The organism is Burkholderia sp. JP2-270, assembly GCF_003233675.1.
Classification (GTDB): domain Bacteria; phylum Pseudomonadota; class Gammaproteobacteria; order Burkholderiales; family Burkholderiaceae; genus Burkholderia; species Burkholderia pyrrocinia_C.
This window is the reverse complement of the sequence record NZ_CP029824.1, coordinates 2,639,605-2,660,979: the sequence shown is the minus strand read 5'-3', so window position 1 is coordinate 2,660,979 and position 21,375 is coordinate 2,639,605. Positions and strand designations below refer to the sequence as shown.

At 65.2% G+C, this 21,375-nt stretch carries 22 protein-coding genes and 2 pseudogenes; 13 read left to right on the top strand and 11 right to left on the bottom strand.

Going from position 1 to position 21,375, the window contains the following annotated elements; translation table 11 throughout:
• Nucleotides 1-105 precede the first annotated feature (105 nt).
• Nucleotides 106-1,071 (bottom strand): D-2-hydroxyacid dehydrogenase, encoded by a 966-nt coding sequence (locus DM992_RS12625; RefSeq protein ID WP_111017057.1) that lies wholly within the window; start codon nucleotides 1,069-1,071, stop codon nucleotides 106-108.
• Nucleotides 1,072-1,340: 269 nt separating this feature from the next.
• Between DM992_RS12625 and DM992_RS12620 the strand changes: the two genes are divergently transcribed.
• The 5 genes from DM992_RS12620 (at nucleotide 1,341) to DM992_RS12600 (ending at nucleotide 6,012) form a co-directional block, all read left to right on the top strand.
• A complete protein-coding gene (locus tag DM992_RS12620; protein ID WP_111017903.1) occupies nucleotides 1,341-2,531 on the top strand; it encodes a CaiB/BaiF CoA-transferase family protein in 1,191 nt (396 codons plus the stop codon).
• Between the two features lie 29 nt (nucleotides 2,532-2,560).
• Complete coding sequence (locus tag DM992_RS12615) at nucleotides 2,561-3,523, top strand: hydroxymethylglutaryl-CoA lyase (protein WP_111017056.1); 963 nt, start codon at nucleotides 2,561-2,563, stop codon at nucleotides 3,521-3,523.
• Between the two features lie 22 nt (nucleotides 3,524-3,545).
• Entirely contained in the window at nucleotides 3,546-3,929 is a 384-nt protein-coding gene (locus DM992_RS12610; RefSeq protein ID WP_111017055.1) for a VOC family protein, read from the top strand.
• 267 nt (nucleotides 3,930-4,196) lie between these two features.
• On the top strand, nucleotides 4,197-5,024 hold the full coding sequence (locus DM992_RS12605) for an alpha/beta hydrolase (protein ID WP_111017054.1): 828 nt from the start codon (nucleotides 4,197-4,199) through the stop codon (nucleotides 5,022-5,024).
• A 94-nt stretch (nucleotides 5,025-5,118) separates the two neighbouring features.
• On the top strand, nucleotides 5,119-6,012 hold the full coding sequence (locus DM992_RS12600; protein ID WP_111017053.1) for a LysR family transcriptional regulator: 894 nt from the start codon (nucleotides 5,119-5,121) through the stop codon (nucleotides 6,010-6,012).
• A 72-nt stretch (nucleotides 6,013-6,084) separates the two neighbouring features.
• Here DM992_RS12600 and DM992_RS12595 read toward each other — a convergent pair whose 3' ends face one another.
• The gene (locus DM992_RS12595; protein WP_111017052.1) at nucleotides 6,085-7,554 is read right to left on the bottom strand and encodes an MFS transporter; all 1,470 of its coding nucleotides are present in this window, start codon (nucleotides 7,552-7,554) and stop codon (nucleotides 6,085-6,087) included.
• 438 nt (nucleotides 7,555-7,992) lie between these two features.
• On the opposite strand from DM992_RS12595, the gene DM992_RS12590 reads away from it, so the two are divergent.
• The 4 genes from DM992_RS12590 to DM992_RS12580 all read left to right on the top strand — a co-directional run bounded on the left by DM992_RS12590 (nucleotide 7,993) and on the right by DM992_RS12580 (nucleotide 10,358).
• Nucleotides 7,993-9,093: a nitronate monooxygenase gene (locus DM992_RS12590; RefSeq protein WP_111017051.1), complete on the top strand. Its 1,101-nt coding sequence runs from the start codon at nucleotides 7,993-7,995 to the stop codon at nucleotides 9,091-9,093.
• Nucleotides 9,094-9,277: 184 nt separating this feature from the next.
• Nucleotides 9,278-9,649, top strand: a complete 372-nt coding sequence (locus DM992_RS12585) for a GFA family protein (protein ID WP_111017050.1) — start codon at nucleotides 9,278-9,280, stop codon at nucleotides 9,647-9,649.
• Nucleotides 9,646-9,774 carry a hypothetical protein gene (locus DM992_RS43395; protein WP_275427569.1) on the top strand — a complete coding sequence of 43 codons (129 nt, stop codon included), beginning with the start codon at nucleotides 9,646-9,648 and terminating at the stop codon, nucleotides 9,772-9,774. Before DM992_RS12585 ends, DM992_RS43395 begins: the two co-directional genes overlap by 4 nt.
• Nucleotides 9,775-9,902: 128 nt before the next feature.
• The gene (locus tag DM992_RS12580) at nucleotides 9,903-10,358 is read left to right on the top strand and encodes a MarR family transcriptional regulator (RefSeq protein ID WP_111017049.1); all 456 of its coding nucleotides are present in this window, start codon (nucleotides 9,903-9,905) and stop codon (nucleotides 10,356-10,358) included.
• 48 nt (nucleotides 10,359-10,406) lie between these two features.
• On the opposite strand, the gene DM992_RS12575 is transcribed toward DM992_RS12580, so the two are convergent.
• From DM992_RS12575 to DM992_RS12560, 4 genes are all read right to left on the bottom strand, one after another.
• A complete protein-coding gene (locus tag DM992_RS12575) occupies nucleotides 10,407-11,123 on the bottom strand; it encodes a GNAT family N-acetyltransferase (protein WP_111017048.1) in 717 nt (238 codons plus the stop codon).
• Between the two features lie 245 nt (nucleotides 11,124-11,368).
• A complete protein-coding gene (locus DM992_RS12570; protein WP_111017047.1) occupies nucleotides 11,369-11,698 on the bottom strand; it encodes a DUF4148 domain-containing protein in 330 nt (109 codons plus the stop codon).
• Between the two features lie 63 nt (nucleotides 11,699-11,761).
• Nucleotides 11,762-12,181, bottom strand: a complete 420-nt coding sequence (locus DM992_RS12565) for an organic hydroperoxide resistance protein (RefSeq protein WP_111017902.1) — start codon at nucleotides 12,179-12,181, stop codon at nucleotides 11,762-11,764.
• Nucleotides 12,182-12,456: 275 nt separating this feature from the next.
• Complete coding sequence (locus DM992_RS12560; RefSeq protein WP_111017046.1) at nucleotides 12,457-12,921, bottom strand: RidA family protein; 465 nt, start codon at nucleotides 12,919-12,921, stop codon at nucleotides 12,457-12,459.
• Between the two features lie 214 nt (nucleotides 12,922-13,135).
• Here DM992_RS12560 and DM992_RS12555 point away from each other — a divergent pair, with 214 nt between their 5' ends.
• A complete protein-coding gene (locus DM992_RS12555) occupies nucleotides 13,136-14,101 on the top strand; it encodes a LysR family transcriptional regulator (RefSeq protein ID WP_111017045.1) in 966 nt (321 codons plus the stop codon).
• A 31-nt stretch (nucleotides 14,102-14,132) separates the two neighbouring features.
• Here DM992_RS12555 and DM992_RS12550 read toward each other — a convergent pair whose 3' ends face one another.
• A complete protein-coding gene (locus DM992_RS12550) occupies nucleotides 14,133-14,840 on the bottom strand; it encodes an SDR family NAD(P)-dependent oxidoreductase (RefSeq protein ID WP_111017044.1) in 708 nt (235 codons plus the stop codon).
• 554 nt (nucleotides 14,841-15,394) lie between these two features.
• Between DM992_RS12550 and DM992_RS12545 the strand changes: the two genes are divergently transcribed.
• The gene (locus DM992_RS12545) at nucleotides 15,395-16,555 is read left to right on the top strand and encodes an IS30 family transposase (protein WP_111017043.1); all 1,161 of its coding nucleotides are present in this window, start codon (nucleotides 15,395-15,397) and stop codon (nucleotides 16,553-16,555) included.
• Here the strand turns inward: DM992_RS12545 and DM992_RS43390 are convergent.
• The 4 genes and pseudogenes from DM992_RS43390 to DM992_RS12530 form a co-directional block, all read right to left on the bottom strand.
• Nucleotides 16,476-17,231 carry an SLC13 family permease gene (locus DM992_RS43390; RefSeq protein ID WP_204356081.1) on the bottom strand — a complete coding sequence of 252 codons (756 nt, stop codon included), beginning with the start codon at nucleotides 17,229-17,231 and terminating at the stop codon, nucleotides 16,476-16,478. The two genes, DM992_RS12545 and DM992_RS43390, sit on opposite strands and share 80 nt — an antisense overlap.
• Nucleotides 17,119-17,745 (bottom strand): SLC13 family permease, encoded by a 627-nt coding sequence (locus tag DM992_RS43385; RefSeq protein WP_204356080.1) that lies wholly within the window; start codon nucleotides 17,743-17,745, stop codon nucleotides 17,119-17,121. The genes DM992_RS43390 and DM992_RS43385 overlap by 113 nt, the downstream gene beginning before the upstream one ends.
• Before the next feature lie 49 nt (nucleotides 17,746-17,794).
• Nucleotides 17,795-18,014: pseudogene (locus tag DM992_RS12535) on the bottom strand (transposase); the annotation flags it as partial.
• Between the two features lie 92 nt (nucleotides 18,015-18,106).
• On the bottom strand, nucleotides 18,107-18,754 hold the full coding sequence (locus tag DM992_RS12530) for a glutathione S-transferase family protein (RefSeq protein WP_111017042.1): 648 nt from the start codon (nucleotides 18,752-18,754) through the stop codon (nucleotides 18,107-18,109).
• Between the two features lie 197 nt (nucleotides 18,755-18,951).
• Here DM992_RS12530 and DM992_RS12525 point away from each other — a divergent pair, with 197 nt between their 5' ends.
• Nucleotides 18,952-20,220: an IS256-like element ISBcen18 family transposase gene (locus DM992_RS12525; protein WP_081938342.1), complete on the top strand. Its 1,269-nt coding sequence runs from the start codon at nucleotides 18,952-18,954 to the stop codon at nucleotides 20,218-20,220.
• A 65-nt stretch (nucleotides 20,221-20,285) separates the two neighbouring features.
• Nucleotides 20,286-21,262: pseudogene (locus tag DM992_RS12520) on the top strand (IS110 family transposase); the annotation flags it as partial.
• Nucleotides 21,263-21,375: the final 113 nt, after the last annotated feature.

The window sequence follows — 21,375 nt, the reverse complement described above, 5'->3', positions numbered from 1 at the left end:
CGCAAGCAGCCCCCGGATTCAGTCGGCCCCGCTTCGAGCAATCGAGCGGGGCCGTGCTGTTTGCGCGGTTGCTACGCTCGCCCGCACCGGCAAGCATCACACGAATCACATGACATGCCGCGGCTCGCCGCCCACAAACGCGGCGACGTTGTCGACGAGCTGATCGGCGAGCGCCTGCATCGCGTCGTCGCTCGCCCACGCGACGTGCGGCGTCAGGATGAACGCCGGATGCGACAGGATCGCGTGGAACGGATGCACGGCCGGCAGCGGCTCCTGCGTAACCACGTCGAACCCGGCGCCCGCGATCTGCCCCGACTGCAATGCGTCGACCAGCGCGCGTTCGTCCACGAGCCCGCCGCGTGCGGTATTGATCAGCAGCGGCCGGCGCGCCATCCGCGCGAACGCGGCCGCATCGATCAGATGCCGCGTTGCCGGCGTGAGCGGGCAGTGCAGCGTGATCACGTCGCTGTCGCGCAGCAGCGTGTCGAGCGGCGCGTAGTCGTCGCCTGCGGCATCGCCGTGCGCAGCGAACAGCACGCGCATGTCGAGCGCACGCGCGATGCCGGCCACCGCGCGCCCGAGCACGCCGTCGCCGACGATCCCGAGCGTCGAGCCGGCCAGGTCGCGGATCGGATGATCGAAGAAGCAGAACTGCCCGCTGTCGAGCCAGCGCCCCGCGCGCACCGCGTCGCGGTAAGCCACGAGGCTGCGGCGCAGCGCGAAGATCAGCGCGAACGTATGCTCGGGCACCGTGCGGACCGCATACCCGCGTATGTTGCTCACGACGATCCCGCGTGACGCGCATGCGTCGAGATCGACGATGTCGGTACCGGTCGCGGCGATCGCGATCATTCGCACGCGCCGCGCACCGGCGAGTGTCGCCGCGTCGAGCCGCACCTTGTTGGTTACGACGATATCGGCGTCGGCAATGCGCGGCGCGACTTCGTGCGCGCTCGTCCGTTCGAACGCATGCAATTCGTGCGGAAACGGGAATGGCTTCAGCACGGTTTGCGGCGACAGCGTCGCGCGATCGAGAAACACGATCTTCGCGGGAGAGGAAACGGAAAACATGGCGGGTCTCGCTGACGGTGGCAGGCGCCCGGCGGGCGCGGAACGGCTTCGATTCTGCCGGCGGCGCGCACGGCGTCGTTTGACCGTTGCGCGAGCGCGCTTTCCCGGATGGAAAGGCTGACGCACGCCGTGCGGGAACGAACGCCGCGATCGCACCGACGCGCGCCTTTCCGTTTCGGAAAGGCTGGTTGAGCATCGATCGATTTTCGCGGTGCACGAACGCCGTCATGATCGCCGTCATCGACAACACGATTTCATCGGAGACAGTCATGACACGCCCCCTGGACGGCATCCGCGTGCTGGAACTCGGCCAACTGATCGCCGGGCCGTTCGCGGGCCGGATGCTCGCCGAATTCGGCGCGGACGTGATCAAGATCGAGCCGCCCGGCCTCGGCGACCCGCTGCGCAAATGGCGGCTGCTGCACGACGGCACGTCGGTCTGGTGGGCCGCGCAGTCGCGCAACAAGACCTCGCTCACGCTCGACCTGCGCACGCCCGAAGGGCAGGACGTCGTGCGCCGGCTCGTCGCCGAGACCGACGTGCTGATCGAGAATTTTCGGCCCGGCACGCTCGAAGGCTGGGGGCTCGGCTGGGACGTGCTGTCCGCGATCAATCCGGGGCTCGTGATGCTGCGCGTGTCGGGCTTCGGGCAAACGGGCCCGTACCGCGACCGTCCCGGCTTCGGCGTGATCGCCGAAGCGATGGGCGGCCTGCGGCACCTGACCGGCGAACCCGGCCGCACGCCGGTGCGCGTCGGCATCTCGCTCGGCGATTCGCTGTCGGCGCTGCATGGCGTGATCGGCGTGCTGCTCGCGCTGCGGCATCGCGAGCAGCAGGGCGGCAACGGGCAGGTCGTCGACGTCGCGCTGTACGAATCGGTGTTCAACATGATGGAAAGCCTGCTGCCAGAATACTCGGCGTTCGGCGCGGTGCGCGAGGCGGCCGGCAGCAGCCTGCCCGGCATCGCGCCGACCAACGCATACCGCTGCCGCGACGGCAGGTACGCGCTGATCGCCGGCAACGGCGACAGCATCTTCCGGCGCCTGATGGAGCTGATCGGCCGGCCCGATCTCGGCAACGATCCCGCGCTCGCGCACAACGACGGCCGCGTCGCGCAGGTCGAGCGCATCGACGCGGCGATCGGCGCGTGGAGCGCGCGCCACGACCTCGACGACGTGCTGGCCGCGCTGAACGACGCGCGCATCCCGTCCGGGCGCATCTACGACGTGGCCGACATCGCGGCCGATCCGCATTACTGCGCGCGCGACATGATCGTCGACGCCGCGCTGCCCGACGGCACGCCCGTGCAGGTGCCGGGCATCGTGCCGAAACTCGGCGCGACGCCCGGGCGCATCGAACGCGCGGCGCCCGCGCTCGGCGCGGATACCGATGCGGTACTCGAATCGATCGGCATCGATGCCGCGACGCGCGGCGACTGGCGCACGCGCGGCGTGATCTGAACCGGCAACAGGAGACAGGAACAGACATCATGAGCAAGCCACGCAAACGGCTCTACATCCACGAAGTCGCGACGCGCGACGGTTTCCAGAACGAAGCGGCGTTCGTCGATACCGACGACAAGATCGCGCTCGTCGATGCATTGAGCGCATGCGGCTACGCGAAGATCGAAGTCACGTCGTTCACGTCGCCGAAGGCGATCCCCGCATTGCGCGACGCGGAGGCCGTGATGCACGGCATCGCGCGCTCGCCGGGCGTCGTCTATACGGTGCTCGTGCCGAACGTGCGCGGCGCCGAGCGCGCACTGTCGTGCGGCGTCGACGAAGTGAACCTCGTGATGTCGATGAGCGAGAGCCACAACCGCGCGAACCTGCGGATGACGCGCGAGCAGTCGTTCGCCCAGCTGCGCGACGTGATCGACGCGGTGCACGGCTCGGGTGTCGCGATCAACGTGTCGCTGTCGACCGCGATGGGCTGCCCGATGGAAGGCGATGTACCGGCCGAGGCCGTGCTCGCGTGGATGCAGCGCTTCGCGGATCTCGGCGTGCACGGCTTCACGCTGTGCGACACGACCGGCATGGCGTTTCCGTCGCAAGTGCGCGATCTGTCCGTGCGCGCACGCGAGCGCTTCGGCGCGCTGCAGCTCACGCTGCATTTTCACAACACGCGCGGAATGGCGCTCGCGAATACGCTCGCGGCGCTCGACGCGGGCATCGACCGCTTCGACGCGTCGCTCGGCGGGCTCGGCGGCTGCCCGTATGCGCCGGGCGCGACCGGCAACGCGTGCACCGAGGAACTCGTGCACATGCTCGAACTCGACGGCTACGATACGGGCATCGACCTCGCGTGCGTGCTGGCCGCGTCGGCACGGCTGCCCGCGTTGATCGGGCATGACGTGCCGAGCCAGATCCTGAAGGCCGGGCGCCGCTCGGATCTTCATCCGCCACCGCGTACCGACGCCGGCCACATGCCCGCGCAACGCGCATTCTCATGAACAGGAACAAGGAGCGAATTCCATGGCGCTGATCGATCACCTCGACCATCTCGTGCTGACCTGCGTCGATCCTGACCGGACGAAGCATTTCTACACCGAGGTGCTGCAAATGCAGCTCGAAACCTTCGGCGCCGGCCGGCTTGCGTTCCGCTTCGGCAACCAGAAGATCAACCTGCACGTGCGCGGCGCGGAGTTCGAACCGAAAGCGCATGTGCCGGTGCCCGGCGCGCTCGACCTGTGCTTCATCGCGGCGGTGCCGCTCGACGACGTGATCGCGCACCTGAAGCGCGTCGAATGGCCGATCGTCGAAGGGCCCGTCGAACGCACGGGTGCAACGCAGAAGATCCGTTCGGTCTACGTGCGCGACCCCGACCTGAACCTGATCGAGATCTCCGAGCTGATCTGACCGGCGGCGGCCGGCCTGTCGCGCGGCCGGCCGCGCCGCTTCGGCGCATCGATCCGCCCGGTTGCGCGGGCACCGGCACGATGCGCGCGCGGCGTCGCAGTCTTTCGCCGAAAGCGGACAGGCCCGCGCCGCACCCGCCGAATCCGGATAGCCGGGCCCGGCCGCGCTGCGGATAATGGTGCTAGCGCGTCGGTTCGGCCGACGCCTTCGCAGCAGGCATGACGAACCTGCCCCGCACCTCCGCAACCCGCCCCGGACACTCCCCGAATGACAATCCTCTATCGCGGCATGGACCGTGCGGCGCTCGACGCCGCCTACCTGAACACGAAGGCCGTTCCCGATTTCCCGGCATTGCTCGCGTCGTGCCAGGCGCGTAGCGCGGCGCTGTACGATGCGACACCCGGCCGCCGCGACCTGCGTTACGGCGCGCTCCCCGCGCAGCGCTTCGACTGGCTGCCGTGCGGGCAGCCCGACGCGCCGCTGTTCGTGTTCATTCATGGCGGCTACTGGCAACACTGCACGAAAGAGGATTTCGCGTACGCGGCGAGCGGCCCGCTCACGCGCGGCTTCGACGTCGTGCTCGCCGAATACACGCTCGCGCCGGTCGCGACGATGACCGACATCGTCGGCGAGATCGGCGCGCTGCTCGACCATCTCGCCGGCGATCCCGACGGCCTCGGCACCGCGCAGCGGCCGATCCACCTGAGCGGCCATTCGGCGGGCGGTCACCTGACGGCCATGCATCGCGCGCATCCGGCCGTCGTTTCAGCGCTCGCGATCAGCCCGCTCGTCGATCTCGAACCGATCTCGCTGTGCTGCCTGAACGACAAGCTGCAGCTCACCGCGCAAGAGGTCGACGCGTACAGCCCGCTGCGTCACATCGGGCCCGGCGCGCCAACGGTCGTCGCGGTCGGCGACGCCGAACTGCCCGAACTCATCCGGCAAGCGCATGAATATGCGTCGGCCTGCGAAGCGGCCGGCGAACGGATCGCACACGTGCGGCTGCTCGGCATGCAGCACTTCGCGGTGCTCGACGATCTCGCGAAGCCGGACGGTGCGATGCTCGCCGCGTTGCAGGCGATCGCGCCGCGCTAGCCGCGCCGTATCGCGCATGCATGGCCGGGCGTATGATCGGCGTCAGGCCGCCGCGACGATGGCGCGCGCCGTACGGCCTTCCCAGGACCACGACATGGTGAACCCGCTTCATTTCGATCTGCAGTCGCTGCGCGTGTTCGCGCTCGTCGCCGAACACGGCAGCCTGACGAAGGCGGCCGAACACGGCCAGCTCACGCTGTCCGCGGTCAGCAAGCGCATCGCCGAACTCGAAAGCGTGACCGGCAGCGCACTGTTCATTCGGCATGCCCGCGGCGTCGAGCTGACACCCGCGGGCCGCGCGCTGCTCGACCATGCGGCGAAGGTGATCGAGCAGGTCAACCGGATGGCGCACGAGATGAGCGATTACGTCGCCGGCGTGCGCGGCCATATCCACGTGTGGACCAATACCTCCGCGATCGTCCAGTTCCTGCCCGCCGATCTCGCAGCGTTCCTCACCGACAACCCGGGCATCAAGGTGAGTCTCGAGGAGCGGTTGAGCCACGAGATCGTCGATGCGCTCGGGTCCGGCAAGGCCGATCTCGGCGTGTTCGCCGACAATGTGCCGGCACCGGGCATCGAACGGCGGCTGTACCGGCGCGACGAGCTCGTGCTGCTCGTGCCGCGCGCGCATCGCTTCGCCGCACGCGACAGCATCCGCTTCGCGGATACGCTCGACGAGGATTACGTCGGCCTGAGCGACGGCAGTTCGCTGCTCGCACGCATGACCGACGCCGCGTTCGCGGCCGAGCGCTCGCTGAAAGTGCGGATCCAGGTATCGAATTTCGACGGCGTGAGCCGGATGATCGAGGCCGGGCTCGGCATCGGCGTGCTGCCGCGCGATGCGGTGACCGGCGAGCGCGCGGCGCGGCTAGGTGTCGTGAAGCTCGACGACGCGTGGGCGACGCGCACGCTGTGGGTCGGCGTCAAGGCCGGCACCGTGCTGACTACCGACATCGCGAAGCTGTTCGATTTCATGTCGGCGCGCTGACTGCGCAGAAACGGCGACGCACCGGGCACGCGTGCGTGCGCCCCGTGCCGGTCGCGGCCGCCTCACACCGCATTACACCGGATTGATTTCGTCCTGGCTGCGCCGCGTGGTCAGCGGCCCGAGCACGCGCAGCGCGACGGCGACGATGCCGAGCGCGGCCGAGATCACGCCGAACATCGCGCCCGCGCCGTAGCTGCCGAGCACCGGCAGCAGCACGAACGGCAGCCCGCCGCTGACGATGCGCGACAGCGAGTATGTACTGCCGATCGCCGTCGAGCGCACGCGCGCCGGGAAAATCTCGGCCTGGTACACGTGATATGCGTTGCTGAACACGTTCGACGCGCAGGTCGTCAGCAATCCGAAGCCGACGATCAGCGCGGTATTGCCCGAGTACGCGAAGCACAGCCCGAATACGGCGATCGACAGGATCGACGCGATCACGAGCGTGCGGCGTTCAATCCAGTTGAGCAGCGGAATCGACAGCAGCGAGCCAATCGGATAACCGACGAACGACAGCGCGATGAAAAGTGTGCTGTCCGTCACGTCGAAGCCGCGGCTCTTCACGACCGTGCCGGCCAGCGTGCCGAAGCCGTAGTAGCCGAAGCCCTGGAACAGGTGAAAGATCGCGAGCATCAGGTAGCGGGCGCCGTAGGGAGCACGGCGCAGCAGCGCGATGCGCTCGCCGAGCCCGAGCGGCCGTTGCGGCTCGGTCGATTCCGCGAAGTGCTCGGGCACGTGCACGCCGGTGCCTTCCGCGAAGCGCCGCAGCGCCGCGTGCGCGTCGCCGGTGCGGCCTTGCGCGAGCAGCCAGCGCGGACTCTCCGGCAGGCGATGCTGGACGAGCAGCACGTACACGGCGCCGAGGCTGCCGATCGCGAGAATGATGCGCCAGCCGGCCACGCCGGCCACATGCATCGGGTTCAGCCACAGCGCGAGGAAGCCGACGAGTGGCACCGCGACATAGGAAGTCGTATAGGCCCACGCGGCGAGCCGCCCGCGCTTTTCCTTCGGCAGGATTTCGGACAGGAAGCTGTCGGCGACCGGATAGATCGCGCCGACGCCGATGCCGGTCAGGAAGCGGCACGCGACGAGCATGTCGGCATTCACCGAGAACGCGCCGACCAGCGAGAACGCGCTGTACCACACGAGCGTCAGCAGGAACGCCTTGCGCCGGCCGATGCGGTCGGCGAGGCTGCCGAGGCACATCGCGCCGACGAACATCCCGATGAATGCCGATGCCAGCAGCAGCTTGAAATCGGTGCTCTGCCGGCTCAACCCGTATTCGTTCTGCAGCGCGGAGCCGATCGTGCTGACGAGGAAGATCTCGTACATGTCGAAGAACAGCCCGATGCCGATCACCCATACGACGAACCGGTGCAATGCACCGACCGGCAGGTCGTCCATGAAATCGCCGAGCGTGACGCGGCGCGCGGGGAGGGCCGCCGCATCGGCGCCGACGCCGACGCCGGCGGATGCGGCCGGCGGTCGTGCGGACGCGGGGCCACCCGCGTTGCCGCCCAGATCGAGGGATTGGCTGTTCATCGTGTCTCCTGATTATCGATATGCCGTGGCGCGCGGCCCGGCCGTTCGCGGCCGGCATCGTCCGGCCGCACGATATGGCGGCACGCACCGCAACGCCCATGAAAGGGCCGGCTGCGCGGGCTGCACCGATCGCCGACACATGGTGGGCGAATCCGCGGCACGCGATAATTGCGGATGTTTCAAGCGTCCTTTCCTGCTCAGAAAGGGTACGAACGCGCGGCGGGCGACATTCGCGCCGCAGGCCGGTGCGGCCTGCGCGGCGCGCAGTTGCGCACCGGATCCGGTTCGTTCCCTTGCAACCGGGCGGGCCGGGAAAACCATGACGCGCATTGCGCGGACGCCGGCAAGAACGCCGCCCCACGAAACACGAGCACGGGGTTATCGTGCTCTGCCAATGCCGCATGTTCGCGATTCGACCGTCACCAGGAGGTAACCGACATGAATCACCCGACCGATAACCGGACGCTGTTGCGCGCGCTCGGCATTCGCGCACCGATCGTCCAGGCGCCGATGGCCGGCGTCAGCACGCCGGCGCTGGCAGCCGCCGTGTCGAACGCGGGCGGACTCGGCTCGCTCGGCGTCGGCGCGACGAACGCCGACGGCGCGCGCAAGATGATCCGCGACACGCGCGTGCTCACCGGCCGGCCGTTCAACATCAACGTGTTCTGCCATCGCCCGGCCCGCGCCGACGCGGCCGTCGAACGCGCGTGGCTCGACTGGCTCGCGCCGGCGTTCCGCGCATACGGTGCAACGCCGCCCGCGTCGCTGTCGGAGATCTATACGAGCTTCGTCGCGGACGACGCAATGCAGGCGATGCTCGCCGAAGAAAAGCCGGCCGTCGTCAGCTTCCATTTCGGGCTGCCGTCCGCAGACGTGATCGCCGCGCTGAAGCGAGCAGGCATCACGCTGTTCGCGACCGCGACGAATCTCGACGAAGCGCGGCAGATCGCCGCCGCCGGCATCGATGCGATCGTCGCGCAGGGCATCGAAGCCGGCGGGCACCGCGGCGTGTTCGATTCGACCGCCCACGACGACCGCCTCGGCACGTTCGCGCTGACGCGCCTGATCGTGCGCGAATGCGCGCTGCCCGTGATCGCCGCCGGCGGCATCATGGACGGCGCAGGCATCGCCGCCGCGCTTGCGCTCGGCGCGCAGGCCGCGCAGCTCGGCACCGCGTTCGTCGCATGCCCGGAGACGTCGATCGACGACGGTTATCGCCACGCGATCCTCGGCGACGCGGCGCGCCGCACGACATTTACCTCCGCGATCTCGGGCCGAATCGCGCGCGGCATCGCGAACCGGCTGACTGCGCTCGGCGACGACCCGCACGCGCCGGCCACGCCCGCGTATCCGATCGCATACGACGCGGGCAAGGCGCTGCATGCGGCCGCGAAGGCGCAGGGCGAATTCGGCTACGGCGCGCAGTGGGCCGGGCAGGCGGCGCCGCTCGTTCGCCCGCTGCCGGCCGCCGAGCTCTTCGCGACGCTAGAACGCGAAACGCGGGACGCGATCGAGCGCCTGCAGCACGCGCTGGACTGATCGCGCTCGGGCCGCAAGCCGCACGCACGTGCCGGCGATCATGCCGCGGATCGCCGCGCCGAACGTGCGCCGCCCGCCGCCGATTTGCAATGCTCTGTATCTGCGCGAACCGTGGATACAGTGCGATACAAAGCAGGTTCGGGCGTCCGCTATAAAGCAGGCATGACTTCTTCGAGGGCACATCATGTCTGCAACCTGGTTCAAAGGGTCCTGCCATTGCGGGGCCGTCAAATTCGAAGTGAAAGCGGCCATTGCGCCGGCGGTTCGCTGCAACTGCAGCCTGTGCCGCCGCCGCGGCGCGTTGATGAGCCCGATGTTCGCCGCTGAAGGCCTGAAGATTGTCGAAGGCGAGGGCGCACTGACGTGCTACCGCTTCAACACGCGCACGGCCCGCCACTATTTCTGCAGCCGCTGCGGCGTCTATCCGTTCCATCAGACACGCATGGACCCCGCATGCTGGCGCGTCAATCTCGGCTGTCTCGACGGCGTCGATCCGTATGCGCTCGACGCAACGGTCGCAAACGGCGCAAGCCTGTCGATCGTGGAGGACGCATGAAACGCTGGCTGATGATCCTGCTGTTTGCCGCGGGCGGGCTCGCGACCGAGATCGCGCATCCGGTGCAATGCTCGCTGCTGTCGGAAAGCCGCCTGCAGACCGGCAAGCGACGCAGGCAGCACTGACGGCGGCGATCCGGCCGCGTTGCACCATCCCGGAGCTTCATCGATACCGATTTGTCATGCTTCCGATAAGATCGCACGCGACATATAATGCGTGTATCTGCGGCCGTTCGCGTCGCTGGAGGAAGTTCATGAAAACGACCGAAGCACCATCGCCCGCCGCGCCGAAACTGTCCGAGTTCCTGTGCTTTGCGATCTACTCGGCGAACCTCGCGTTCGGCAAGGCGTACAAGCCGATCCTCGAAGAGCTCGGCCTCACCTATACGCAATACATCACGATCATTGCGCTGTGGGAGCAGGACAACCAGACGGTCGGCCAGCTCGGCGAGAAGCTGTTCCTCGAATCCAATACGCTGACGCCGATCCTGAAGAAGCTCGAGGCGATGGGTTACCTGGAGCGGCACCGCGATCCGTCGGACGAACGGCAGGTGCTCGTCAGCCTGACGAAGAGCGGCCGGCGCGTGCGCGAGAAGGGGCTCGACATGAACCTGGTCGAAGCCACCGGGTTGAAGCCGGACGAATTCGCGAAGGTGCAGAAGGCGATCGTCACGCTGCGCGGCAACCTGATCCGGTCGACCGAAGACTAAACACACTGGCGACAAGCGGCCGACGCGCGTATTGCGTCGGCCGCGTCGTCACGCGTGTTCGTCGCCCAGCACCAGCAGGTTCATCTCGCGACGGACGACAAAACCAAGCGCGAGATAGCGCTCGATCGCGACCTGGTTCGACGTGAGGACGTGCAGGAACGGTGTTTCCGCGCGCGCACCGATCGCCGCAATCAACGACCGGATCAGCCGCGCCGCAAGCCCTTGCCGCCGAAACGCGGCATCCACGCAGACGGCACTGATCTCGGTATACCCGTCGACCTGCATCCGCTCGCCGGCCATCGCCGCCAGCCGGCCTTCGCTGCGAACGCCGATATAGTCGCCAAGCTCGATCGTGCGCGGGCCGAACGGGCCGGGCTGCGCGGCCGTGGTCAGTGCGAGCATGTCCGGCACGTCGGCTTCGGCGAGCGCGACATGCTCCGATGCATGCGCCGGGTCAGGTGTCCGTTGCCAAATCATTTGAAGCAACGTCGCGCGCCGGATCACCGACAATCCCGCCGGCGGCCTGATTTCGTGCGGTGTGACCAGCGCCGCCGGCCCGTGCGTAGCGATCAGTTCGCGCAACGCGTCGAACGATGCCGGGCTCGCGTCGGCGATCGCGGCGAACGGTGCAATGGCCGCGGGAAACCGCAGCGCGCGGTCGCTGCCGAGCGCAAAGCGGCGCTGTTTGCCCGTGAGCGCGTTCCAGACGACATGGTCGAGCGGGTGTGCATCGCCTGTCGTGTTTCCGCTTGTGGCTTCCGGCATCGGCTGCTCCTCGATTGAAGATTGCGTGCCGCACAGAATAGACCGGATCGGGCGAGCGGGTAGCACTGCAGCGACATGGATCGCGTCATTTCCGCGGCGCGCATTACTGACCTTCTTCGTCTTCGGCTATCCATGCCCGGAAAGCGGCGATGCAAATCCAGTCGCCCCAAATAAAAAAGCGCACGCGATTACATCGCATGCGCTTTATGTGACGGACGTGGACGGCCGATTCCGTCGTGCAATGCTCAATGACCGAAATAGATCGAGCGCTCGGCCGTGCGAACCGCGCTGCGGCTGCCGGACTGCGTCGCGCCGTCGGCATCGTTGCCATAACCGGACGCCATCGTATCGGCCGCGGCTACCCAGTTGTCGCGAATCCGGCTCAGCGCCGCCTGGAGATTGTCCGGGTAGTTCGGGTCGTTGGGGCGGTTCGGCAAGTAGCCGGCCTGCTGCAACGCGGCCAGTTCCGCACGCACCTGCGCGCGCGTCACGGTGCTTTCGCTGGCAAACGCCGGTGCGGCAACAGCGGCAGAAACAGCGACGAGAAGGGCGGCGATCAATCGGTTATTCATCATTCACCTCAATGGAAAAGAAGTCGGGAATTCGGCAGGGCGGCGCTCGGCCGCCCGATGCAATGTTCAGGCGATACGGATGTCGACGTCGATGTTGCCGCGCGTCGCCTTCGAATACGGGCAGGTCTGGTGTGCAGCATCGACGATGCGCTGTGCGACGTCGCGATCGAGCCCCGGCACGCTCACGTTCAGCCGGGCCTGCAGGAAGTACGCGTTGCCGGCCGTGCCGAGATCCACTTCGGCGTCGACGGCGAGATCCGCCGGCAGCGTCACCTTCGCGGCGCGCGCCGCAAGCTGCATCGCACCGATGAAGCAGGCCGACCAGCCGGCCGCGAACAGTTGTTCCGGGTTGGTGCCGCTGCCGGCGCTGCCCGGCGACGACAACTGGATGTCGAGGCGGCCGTCGGAACTGCGAGCCGTGCCGTCGCGGCCGCCCGAAGTCGTATGCGTCTTGCCCGTGTACAGCACTTTTTCGATCTTGCTCATCATTTGCTCCGTCAGTTGGCAGGTTTTTTTCAGATGCGATTCGATCGCATGCGATGGAGTTTCGTCGAGGCAAACACCCATGTCAAGCGTATTCGATTAAATCGCATACGATATTTTGTATTTCAATGTATCCGGAACGTGTCGGGCTTTGCCGGACAAGGCTTTCGGCCGATCGAGCCCCGATATGCGCGTTAACGGGGCAGGCGACGACCGCCGGGCAGGGCGGGCGGAAACGCCCGCGGAGTGGATTGCCTCCCCACGGGGCGGCCGATACGTCAGGCCGGGTCGATCTCGGCGATCACGACGAGGATGACGGCCGCGTCGGCCGGCAACTGGCGCTGGGAGAATGCCGAGCGCGCGTGTCCCGCCTTGCCGCCCAGCGCGGCGGCGAACAGGTCGGACGCGCCGTCGATCACGGCGGGCTGTCCGTAAAATCCGTCGGCCGAGCTCACATGCCCCTCGACGCGTACGATCTTGCGCAGGCGGTCGAACCCGCCCAGATGCCTGCGGATCTGCGCGAGCACGTTCAGCGCCGCAAGCCGCGCGGCATCGCGGCCTTCGTCGACGCTCAACTGCTCGCCAACGCGGCCGGTATAGGCGATCCTGCCGTCGACGAGCGGCAGTTGTCCCGATACGAACAGCAGGTTGCCGGCTTCGCTGACGGCCGTATAGCTGCCGAGCGGGTTCGGCGGTTCGGGTAACGCGAGGCCGAGTTCGGCCAGCTTCTGTTCGATGGTCATGTTGTTCTCCTTGCGGGAAAATGGATGGTCGATCGGTATTGCCTGTCGGTCACTCTAGTCATGCGGCCGAAGCCGGTAAATGTCAGCGGCGCAATTGATTCGGGACACGATGTAACGAATCACGCCACGCGCGCTCGCTGGTTTCCCGCGCGATATTCATGCACACTCGTTGCTTCATTGCGCGCCCCACACCGGAGACGGCAGGAACCGCACCATGCAACGCAAATTCGACGACTTGCTGCTGGGCAGCATCGAGCTGTTCTGTCTCGCCGCCGAACTCGGCAGCTTCACGCTGGCGGCAACCGCGGCGAGCGTCACGCCGGCCGCCGTCAGCCGGTCGGTGGCGCGGCTGGAGGAGCGTCTGGGCGTGCGGCTGTTCGTGCGCACGACACGGCAGATCCGCCTGACCGATTCCGGCCGGCGCTATTTCGAGCAATGCCGCGATGCGCTGTCGCAGCTCGTCGACGCAGAACGCGAAGCGACCGGGCAGCAGGCGACACCCGCCGGGGTGCTCCGGATCAGCATGCCGACGCCGTACGGGCACTATCGCGTGCTGCCGCTGCTGCCCGCATTTCGCGAGCGCTATCCGGACGTGCGCGTCGAAACCCACCTGAGCAACCGCAACATCGACTTCGCCGAAGAAGGCTTCGATCTCGCGATCCGCGGCCGCGCGCCGGCCGATTCGAACCTGGTCGCGCGCAAGCTGGAGGACGCCGAACTCGTGATCGTCGCGACGCCCGGCTACCTGAAGCGCACGGGCACGCCAACCGTCATCGACGATCTGCATGCGCACGAATGCATCCAGTTCGAGCTGCCGAGCAGCGGGCGGCCGATTCCCTGGCTGTTCGACGACGGGTCGGACGAGATCGATATCGCGACGACCGGCAGCTACAGTACGTCGGGCGACGTCCTCGCCGGCGTGACGCTCGCGCGCAGCGGTGCCGGCCTGTTCCAGACCTACCGCTTCATCGTCGAACAGGATCTGCGCGCCGGCACGCTCGTGGAGGTGCTGCCCGGCCTCGGCGGCCGGTCGCGGCCGTTCATGCTGCTGTACCCGCATGCGCGCTTTCTGTCGTCGCGCGTGCGCGTGTTCGTCGACTTTCTCGTCGAGCATCTGGAGCGCGGGCCCGCCGGGCAGGCGCGCGGCGCGCGCACCAAACGAGCCGCCGCATCGCGATAGGCACGCCGGCTCGTTCTTTCGATGCCGATGCTCAGTGCCCGGCGCTCTGGCCGCCGTCGACGTGCAGGATCTCGCCGGTGACGAACGGCGCCGAGTCGAGATACAGGATCGCGTCGACGACGTCGCTCATCTCGCCCATGCGGCCGACCGGGTGCAGCGACGCGAGCGTCGCATGCGTTTCGGGCGCATGCATCGGCGACTTGATGATGCCCGGCGACACCGCATTGACGCGGATGCCGGCCTTCGCGTACTCGATCGCGAGCGATTTCGTCGCCGCATTCAATCCGCCTTTCGTCAACGACGCGAGCACCGACGGCACGTTGCTGTTCGCGTGATCGACGAGGCTCGTCGTGATGCTGACCACGTGCCCGCTGCCGTGCTGCTGCATCGCGGCGATCGCGCGCTGCGTGACGTAAAAGAAGCCGTTCAGGTTGACGCTCGTGATCTGCGCGTAGTCGTCCGCGGTGTACTGCGTGAACGGCTTCGCGATGAACACGCCGGCGTTGTTGACGAGCGTGTCGACGCGGCCGAAGCGTTCGATCGCGGCATCGACCACGCGTCGCGCGACGGCCGGATCGCCGATGTCGCCCGCGATGGTGACGAGATCGCGATCGTTCGACGGCCCGATCGAACGGGAAGTCGCGACGACGCGATGGCCGCGTGCGCGAAACGCGTTGACCGTTTCCGCGCCGATGCCTTGCGATGCGCCGGTGACGATGATGACTTTGGATGTGCTCATGACATGCCTCGACAGGTGAATGGTGTTCGGCTTCAGTGCCGACCGGATCGATGAATCCGATGAGCGAACTGTAGGCGCGCTGATCACGATTTCGAACACCCACCGTGGAGCAACAGTCTTGCGTCGCGGGAACAAATGCGGGGAGGGGCCGGGTTTGACGCGTGGCGCTCTGATAGCGTAGAGCAAATTAATTCTGTCACTCCAGAATCCTCGTGGATCAAGGCTTCCAGCCCGCGAGTTGACGACTTTATTGACGGTCCCATCAAAATAATGTCGTCAACTCGCCTACGTCAGCATTAAATTTGTCAACTCGCGTAGTGGACCAAGCGTTCCGGCGGTAAAGTCCTGATTTCTAGACCGATTCCCGACGCATCGCACGGGCGGTCGAAACGCTGAGCTCAGACGGGACGCTCTCTGCCTCGCGCTCAGTTCACCTATGCTGGAAAAGCAGCGTTGCGGGACATCCGGGGCCGACTGCTTCCGACTGTTCTCGGCTGCGGATTCAACCCGTCGATGCAACACACTGAGGCTGCATAGCAGCGAGGAGTGTTGCAATGAAACAGAGGCGGCGGATCTACTATACAGACGGTCAGAAAGCGTTAATGCGGGAGCGCTGGCGCAAGGGTGAGTCGCTGCAGCAGATCGCCCAGTTGTTTGATCGGAACCATTCCTCGGTACAACGGATTCTGGCCGAAACGGGCGGTATACAGCCGAAGAAACGGCGCCGGCCAAGATTGGCGCTGACCTTTGCCGAGCGGGAGGAGATCTCGCGCTCAGTGGTTGCTGGTGATTCGATTCGCGCGATTGCGAATCGGCTCGGACGCGCTCCGTCCACCATTAGCCGCGAGCTCAAGCGAAACGGAGGTGTACAGGACTACCGGGCGAACAATGCTGACGAACTTGCTTGGGAGCGCGCTCGTCGCCCCCAAGTCTGCAAGCTCGTCAGAAACCGCGAACTCGCCCAAGTCGTGGCAAGCAAGCTCCGGCTGCAGTGGTCGCCCGAGCAGATATCCGGTTGGCTTAAGCACGTGTACGCGGTCAACAGGGACTATCAGGTGTCACACGAAACCATATACCGCGGCCTCTATATACAAGCTCGCGGTGCACTCAAAAAGGAATTGCTCGAGCATTTACGGCGCTCGCGAGCCATGCGTCGTTCGCGTCATCACACGATGAAGACCGACGACCACGGCAGAATCTGCGACACCGTCCCGATTGGTGAACGCCCCGCGACCGTTGATGATCGTGCGATACCGGGCCACTGGGAAGGCGATCTGCTGTTCGGCAGCGCGAACAGCCAGATTGCCACGCTCGTCGAGCGTCAGAGCCGCTTCGTGATGCTGGTGAAGGTTGCCAGTAATGATACGGAAGCGGTCATCAATGCTCTGATCCGACATGCCGGCAAGCTTCCACAGGAACTATACAAATCACTGACCTGGGATCGAGGCAAAGAAATGGCCGATCACACGCGCTTCACCGTGGCCACCGACATCAAGGTCTATTTTTGCGATCCGCAGAGCCCTTGGCAACGTGGCTCGAACGAGAATACAAATGGGCTCCTGAGACAGTATTTCCCCAAGGGGATCGATCTCTCGACCGATTCTCGGGCCAAGCTCAACGCCATAGCCAGGCGGCTCAATGAACATCCACGAAAGACACTAGACTTCGATACACGGGCTGAGCGATTTCATCAATTCGTTGCATCGACGGGTTGAATCCGCAAGGTGCAACAGTCATGCCGCTGGCCTGTGGTGCGCGAGCCTCGACGTTCTGTGCGCGTGCGCCCTGCACGACGATTAGGTTAGCGACCGAGCCCAGGATGGTGAAGTTGCCGGCGAGCGTGGAGGTCATCGCCACGGTAAGCCAGGCGTGCTGAGGGTTCGGCAGATGCTCAATGAACGGCTTGAGGATGAGGACCGCCGGCACGTTGCTGACGATATTGGAAAGCACGGCGGTGACGCCACTGAGGACCGGCAGGCTGTCGAGATGGTTGCGACTAACCGCAGCAATGAGTTGCGGCAACAGCACGGCTTTCTCGAGTCCGGCGACCACGATAAAGAGCCCGGCGAACATAATCAGCAATGGCCCGTCGATCTCGCGGTAGACTTTCGCGGCCTTCACCCGTCTCGTGATCAGCAGCAGCGCACCTGCGACGATCGCCACCTTGGGTGCCGGCAGGCCGGCGAAGAATCCGACCAACATCGCGAGCGTCGTACTCACCGATTTGATCACCAGTGGGCGATTCTCACGGGAGGGCTCAGGCTCGGCGTGGAGCCTGTCACGGGTGAAAAACTCGCCACGAAACGAGAGCATGATCAGCGCTACGGTGAGCAGCAGGCCGATGACCGCGATCGGCGCCAGCGTCGCGGCGAACGTCCCGGACGGGCACATGTGACAGGCTGCCGATAATCATGTTTTGCGGATTTCCGGTGATGGTCGCGGTACTGCCGACGTTCGACGCCATTGCAACCGCAAGCAGGTAAGGTACCGGGTTGCGTCGCAGTTGCCTGACGAGCTGGAGCACCAGCGGCGTGAGCACCAGGCAGACTGTGTCGTTGACGAGAAACGCAGAAAACAGACCCGAGACGAACGGCACCGCTGTCAAGAGGATGATCGGATGGTGCGCGCATGTCACGTCCCAGCCGTTAAGCAGCCGGAAGAAACCCGACAGCCGCAGGTTCGCCACCACAATCATCATCCCGAGCAGCAGAGTGATCGTGTCGAAGTCTATTGACTGGTACGCTTCCGGCAGCGTCAGGATGCCGCAGGCAACTATCAGGCTCGCGCCGAGCAGGGCCGCACCTGCACGGTCAAGATGCAGGCCGGGGATCCTGCCGATGGCAACGACCAGATAGGTGGCGAGGAATATGACGATGGCCGTGAGTTCAGACGCGGAGCGAAACATGGCAATGCTCGCGGTGCGTGCCTGTCCGGGATCGGTCCGCCAGAAGAGAGCGTCGGCATACATTGCGAATGCCAGCGCCATTGCTGCGTCTGAACTCGGCAATCGTCTTGAAGTCCCGCGCGAGGCGCGCCAGTCAGCCACATCAGTTCGACATTGCGACGACACTCTCGCTCGAGACGCCGGCTTGACTGCACGCGACTGAGATAGCCGTAAATGTAGAGTTTGAGCAGAAGGGCCGGGTGGTAAGACGGCCGGCCCGTGCTCGCGGGCGTGGTACGTTCGAAGTAAGCGGTCATTCTACGGCGCCTATCCAGCGGAGGTGACGGCGTAAAGTACTCGAATCTGCCAGGCTTTCACCCTCTCACGGCGTCGGGTTCAACCATTCTGTCAATCCTTCCCGCGCATTTAGCTCAAGGAACATCTGCCTTCCACGAAGTCGCTGTATGTAGCCCATGAGGTTCGGCCACGATGTCGCCGGGCGCGGCATATTGCGCGTCCACCGCATAAGCATGAGCGCCAGGAAGTCGGCGGTACTCAAGTGAGTATCGATCAGATACTGGCGACCATCCTCGAGCAAACTGTTTAGATGCTCCATGGCCCCTTCGATTTGCCCACGCGCAAACTCCTTCACTGCTGCGGCGTTTCCTGGTTCACCGTCGACCTCCGCATAAAACCAGCTTCGCATCGCCGGTAACAACGTGTTCGCGAGATAGATCATCGTCTCGAACCACTCGGAACGCTCAGGTGAGTTCGGTTGTGGTGCAAGCCCGGACTCAGGATGTCGTTCAGCAAGGAGCATCAGCAATGCGGTCGATTCTCCTCGTGGAATGCCATCGATTACGAGAGTTGGCACGCGACCGGAGGAATTCAAGCGTAAATACTCAGGGTTGCGCTGCGCACCCGCGTCAATGTCAACGAGCCTTGTTTCAAAGGGTACGCCCAGTTCAAGTAGCATCCAGTGCACCGCCATACTTGCCGCACCCGGTGTGTAATACAGAATGTAGGACATGGTCTGATTCCGGTTTAGGGTTGAGCTGCCGGCATTATGTTAGCAATGGAGGACGCCAGTTGATGCGGCAAGTGTGCCTGTTGCGTTCTTCAATCTCGGGGAGCATTAGCTGAAGCAGGCGTGTTCCGAGGAAGAGGACCTATCCGTCATTTCGTGGGCGGGGCATATCATGAGGTATAAAAGTCATGGATATGCCGATGAAGAAGAAGAGGCAAACCGTAGCGCGTCAGGCAGCGGCCCGCGGGCCGCTGCCTGAGTTGCCCAAGGAACTGCTGGACCAGTTGGTCAAGGGGCCGATGACGCCGACCGAGGTTCAGGATCTGATGCTGGCGTTCAACAAGGCGATCATCGAACGGGCGATGGGCGCCGAGATGAATCTGCATCTGGGCTACCCGTCGGGCCAGTCCAAGCCGGCCGGACAAGCCAACGAGCGCAACGGCGCCAGCGGCAAGACGGTCATCACGGATCGCGGCCCGGTTCGTGTCGAAGTCCCTCGTGACCGTGACGGCAGCTTCGAGCCGATCCTGATTCCCAAGCACGAGCGCCGCTTCACCGGCTTCGACGAACGCATCATTGCGATGTACGCGCGTGGCATGAGCGTGCGCGAGATTCAAGGGTTTCTGGCCGAGCAATACGGCACCGAAGTGTCGCCCGACTTCATCAGCTCGGTCACCGACGAGGTGATGGCCGAAGCGCTGAGCTGGCAGAGCCGCCCACTCGAGGCGATGTATCCGGTCGTGTTCTTCGATGCGCTGCGGGTCAAGATCCGCGACGACGGGGTGGTCAGCAACAAGGCCGTCTATCTGGCCTTGGGCATCCAAGCCGATGGCCAGCGCGATGTGCTGGGCCTCTGGATCGAGCAGACCGAGGGCGCCAAGTTCTGGCTCAAGGTGTTCAATGAACTCAAGACGCGCGGCTGCCAGGACATCCTGATCGCCGTGGTCGATGGCCTGAAGGGGCTAACCGAAGCCATCAGCGCGGCCTATCCGCGGACCACCGTTCAGACCTGCATCGTGCATCTGATCCGCAACAGCCTCGAATACGCCAGCTACAAGGACCGCAAGGTACTCGCCACGGCGCTGCGCCCGATCTACGCGGCTGCCAGCGAAGAGGCAGCAAGGCAAGCGCTGCAAGACTTCGCCGACGGACCTTGGGGCGCGAAGTACCCGACGATCGTGCAGTCGTGGCAACGCGCGTGGGAGCACGTCGTGCCGTTCTACGTGTTCCCGCCGGAAATTCGGCGAGTCGTTTATACGACAAACGCCATCGAGAGCTTGAACATGCAATTGCGCAAGATCATCAAGACGCGCGGTCACTTCCCGAACGACGAGGCGGCCATCAAGCTGCTCTGGCTGGCGCTGCGCAACGTACTGGCCAAGACCGTGAGGGCCGCCTTCGACTGGAAATCAGCGATGAACCAGTTTGCTATTCTGTTCGGCGAACGGTTTACGCAGGCGCGTGGATAACCTGTTGTTCAACCGCCTCGCCCACAAAAATGCGGACAGGTTCGAGGAAGAAGTGCCGCATAGTCGTCGCCCGCGCTGAAGGCGTACTCGTCGCCTATCTGCCCGGACTGGCCATGCGCCGCATCGCTGATTTGCACGCCGGGGAAGCCAAGACCGATGCCCGCGACGCCGCCATCATCGCCGAAGCCGCTCGCTCGATGCCGCATACGCTGCGCTCGCTTCGACTGGCCGACGAGCAGCTCGCCGAACTCACCATGCTCTGCGGCTTCGATGACGACCTCGCCGCCAGGTCACACAAACCAGCAACCGCATTCGCGGCCTGCTTACTCAGATCCATCCGGCGCTCGAGCGTGTTCTCGGACCGCGCCTTGACCATCCAGCGGTACTCGATCTGCTTGAGCGCTATCCGTCGCCCGCCGCGCTTGCCGGCACCAGCGAGAAGACGCTCGCCGATCGCCTGACCAAGCTCGCTCCTCGCATGGGGAAAGGCTTAGCGGCCGAGATCGTTCAGGCACTGAGCGAACAAGCCGTGACCGTGCCCGGCACGCAAGCCGCCACCATCGTCATGCCCCGTTTGGCCCAGCAGCTTGCGGCCTTGCGTCAGCAACGCGACGAGGTCGCTGCCGAAGTTGAACGACTGGTGCTTGCTCACCCTCTTTGGCCGGTCCTGACCAGCATGCCGGGAGTCGGCGTCAGGACCGCCGCCAGACTCCTGACCGAAGTTACCAACAAAGCCTTCGCTTCGGCTGCACACTTGGCAGCCTATGCTGGCCTTGCCCCGGTAACCCGGCGCTCAGGCTCGTCGATCCGTGGCGAGCACCCATCCAGACGGGGCAACAAGGTGCTCAAGCGCGCCTTGTTCCTCTCAGCCTTTGCTGCCTTACGAGACCCAGTCTCACGCGCCTATTACTCGCGCAAGATCCAGCAAGGCAAGCGCCACAACCAGGCCCTCATCGCACTGGCACGGCGACGCTGCGACGTTCTGTTCGCCATGCTGCGCGACGGCACCATTTACCAACCCAAGTCAGCCCCTAACGCTTGACGAAACACATAGGGGCAACCCCCTTTATTGGTTCTTGATATTGGTAGTTATCAAGAACCATCACCAGCATCGATGCACTTTTGCTTTTGAAAGACATCGAGAGTATGCGTCGA

What these genes read in the sequence shown, in the direction of transcription:
- DM992_RS12625 (WP_111017057.1), bottom strand. Translation starts at nt 1,071, where the DNA reads ATGTTTTCCGTTTCCTCTCCCGCGAAGATCGTGTTTCTCGATCGCGCG.
- DM992_RS12620 (WP_111017903.1), top strand. Translation starts at nt 1,341, where the DNA reads ATGACACGCCCCCTGGACGGCATCCGCGTGCTGGAACTCGGCCAACTG.
- DM992_RS12615 (WP_111017056.1), top strand. Translation starts at nt 2,561, where the DNA reads ATGAGCAAGCCACGCAAACGGCTCTACATCCACGAAGTCGCGACGCGC.
- DM992_RS12610 (WP_111017055.1), top strand. Translation starts at nt 3,546, where the DNA reads ATGGCGCTGATCGATCACCTCGACCATCTCGTGCTGACCTGCGTCGAT.
- DM992_RS12605 (WP_111017054.1), top strand. Translation starts at nt 4,197, where the DNA reads ATGACAATCCTCTATCGCGGCATGGACCGTGCGGCGCTCGACGCCGCC.
- DM992_RS12600 (WP_111017053.1), top strand. Translation starts at nt 5,119, where the DNA reads ATGGTGAACCCGCTTCATTTCGATCTGCAGTCGCTGCGCGTGTTCGCG.
- DM992_RS12595 (WP_111017052.1), bottom strand. Translation starts at nt 7,554, where the DNA reads ATGAACAGCCAATCCCTCGATCTGGGCGGCAACGCGGGTGGCCCCGCG.
- DM992_RS12590 (WP_111017051.1), top strand. Translation starts at nt 7,993, where the DNA reads ATGAATCACCCGACCGATAACCGGACGCTGTTGCGCGCGCTCGGCATT.
- DM992_RS12585 (WP_111017050.1), top strand. Translation starts at nt 9,278, where the DNA reads ATGTCTGCAACCTGGTTCAAAGGGTCCTGCCATTGCGGGGCCGTCAAA.
- DM992_RS43395 (WP_275427569.1), top strand. Translation starts at nt 9,646, where the DNA reads ATGAAACGCTGGCTGATGATCCTGCTGTTTGCCGCGGGCGGGCTCGCG.
- DM992_RS12580 (WP_111017049.1), top strand. Translation starts at nt 9,903, where the DNA reads ATGAAAACGACCGAAGCACCATCGCCCGCCGCGCCGAAACTGTCCGAG.
- DM992_RS12575 (WP_111017048.1), bottom strand. Translation starts at nt 11,123, where the DNA reads ATGCCGGAAGCCACAAGCGGAAACACGACAGGCGATGCACACCCGCTC.
- DM992_RS12570 (WP_111017047.1), bottom strand. Translation starts at nt 11,698, where the DNA reads ATGATGAATAACCGATTGATCGCCGCCCTTCTCGTCGCTGTTTCTGCC.
- DM992_RS12565 (WP_111017902.1), bottom strand. Translation starts at nt 12,181, where the DNA reads ATGAGCAAGATCGAAAAAGTGCTGTACACGGGCAAGACGCATACGACT.
- DM992_RS12560 (WP_111017046.1), bottom strand. Translation starts at nt 12,921, where the DNA reads ATGACCATCGAACAGAAGCTGGCCGAACTCGGCCTCGCGTTACCCGAA.
- DM992_RS12555 (WP_111017045.1), top strand. Translation starts at nt 13,136, where the DNA reads ATGCAACGCAAATTCGACGACTTGCTGCTGGGCAGCATCGAGCTGTTC.
- DM992_RS12550 (WP_111017044.1), bottom strand. Translation starts at nt 14,840, where the DNA reads ATGAGCACATCCAAAGTCATCATCGTCACCGGCGCATCGCAAGGCATC.
- DM992_RS12545 (WP_111017043.1), top strand. Translation starts at nt 15,395, where the DNA reads ATGAAACAGAGGCGGCGGATCTACTATACAGACGGTCAGAAAGCGTTA.
- DM992_RS43390 (WP_204356081.1), bottom strand. Translation starts at nt 17,231, where the DNA reads ATGTGCCCGTCCGGGACGTTCGCCGCGACGCTGGCGCCGATCGCGGTC.
- DM992_RS43385 (WP_204356080.1), bottom strand. Translation starts at nt 17,745, where the DNA reads ATGTTTCGCTCCGCGTCTGAACTCACGGCCATCGTCATATTCCTCGCC.
- DM992_RS12530 (WP_111017042.1), bottom strand. Translation starts at nt 18,754, where the DNA reads ATGTCCTACATTCTGTATTACACACCGGGTGCGGCAAGTATGGCGGTG.
- DM992_RS12525 (WP_081938342.1), top strand. Translation starts at nt 18,952, where the DNA reads ATGAAGAAGAAGAGGCAAACCGTAGCGCGTCAGGCAGCGGCCCGCGGG.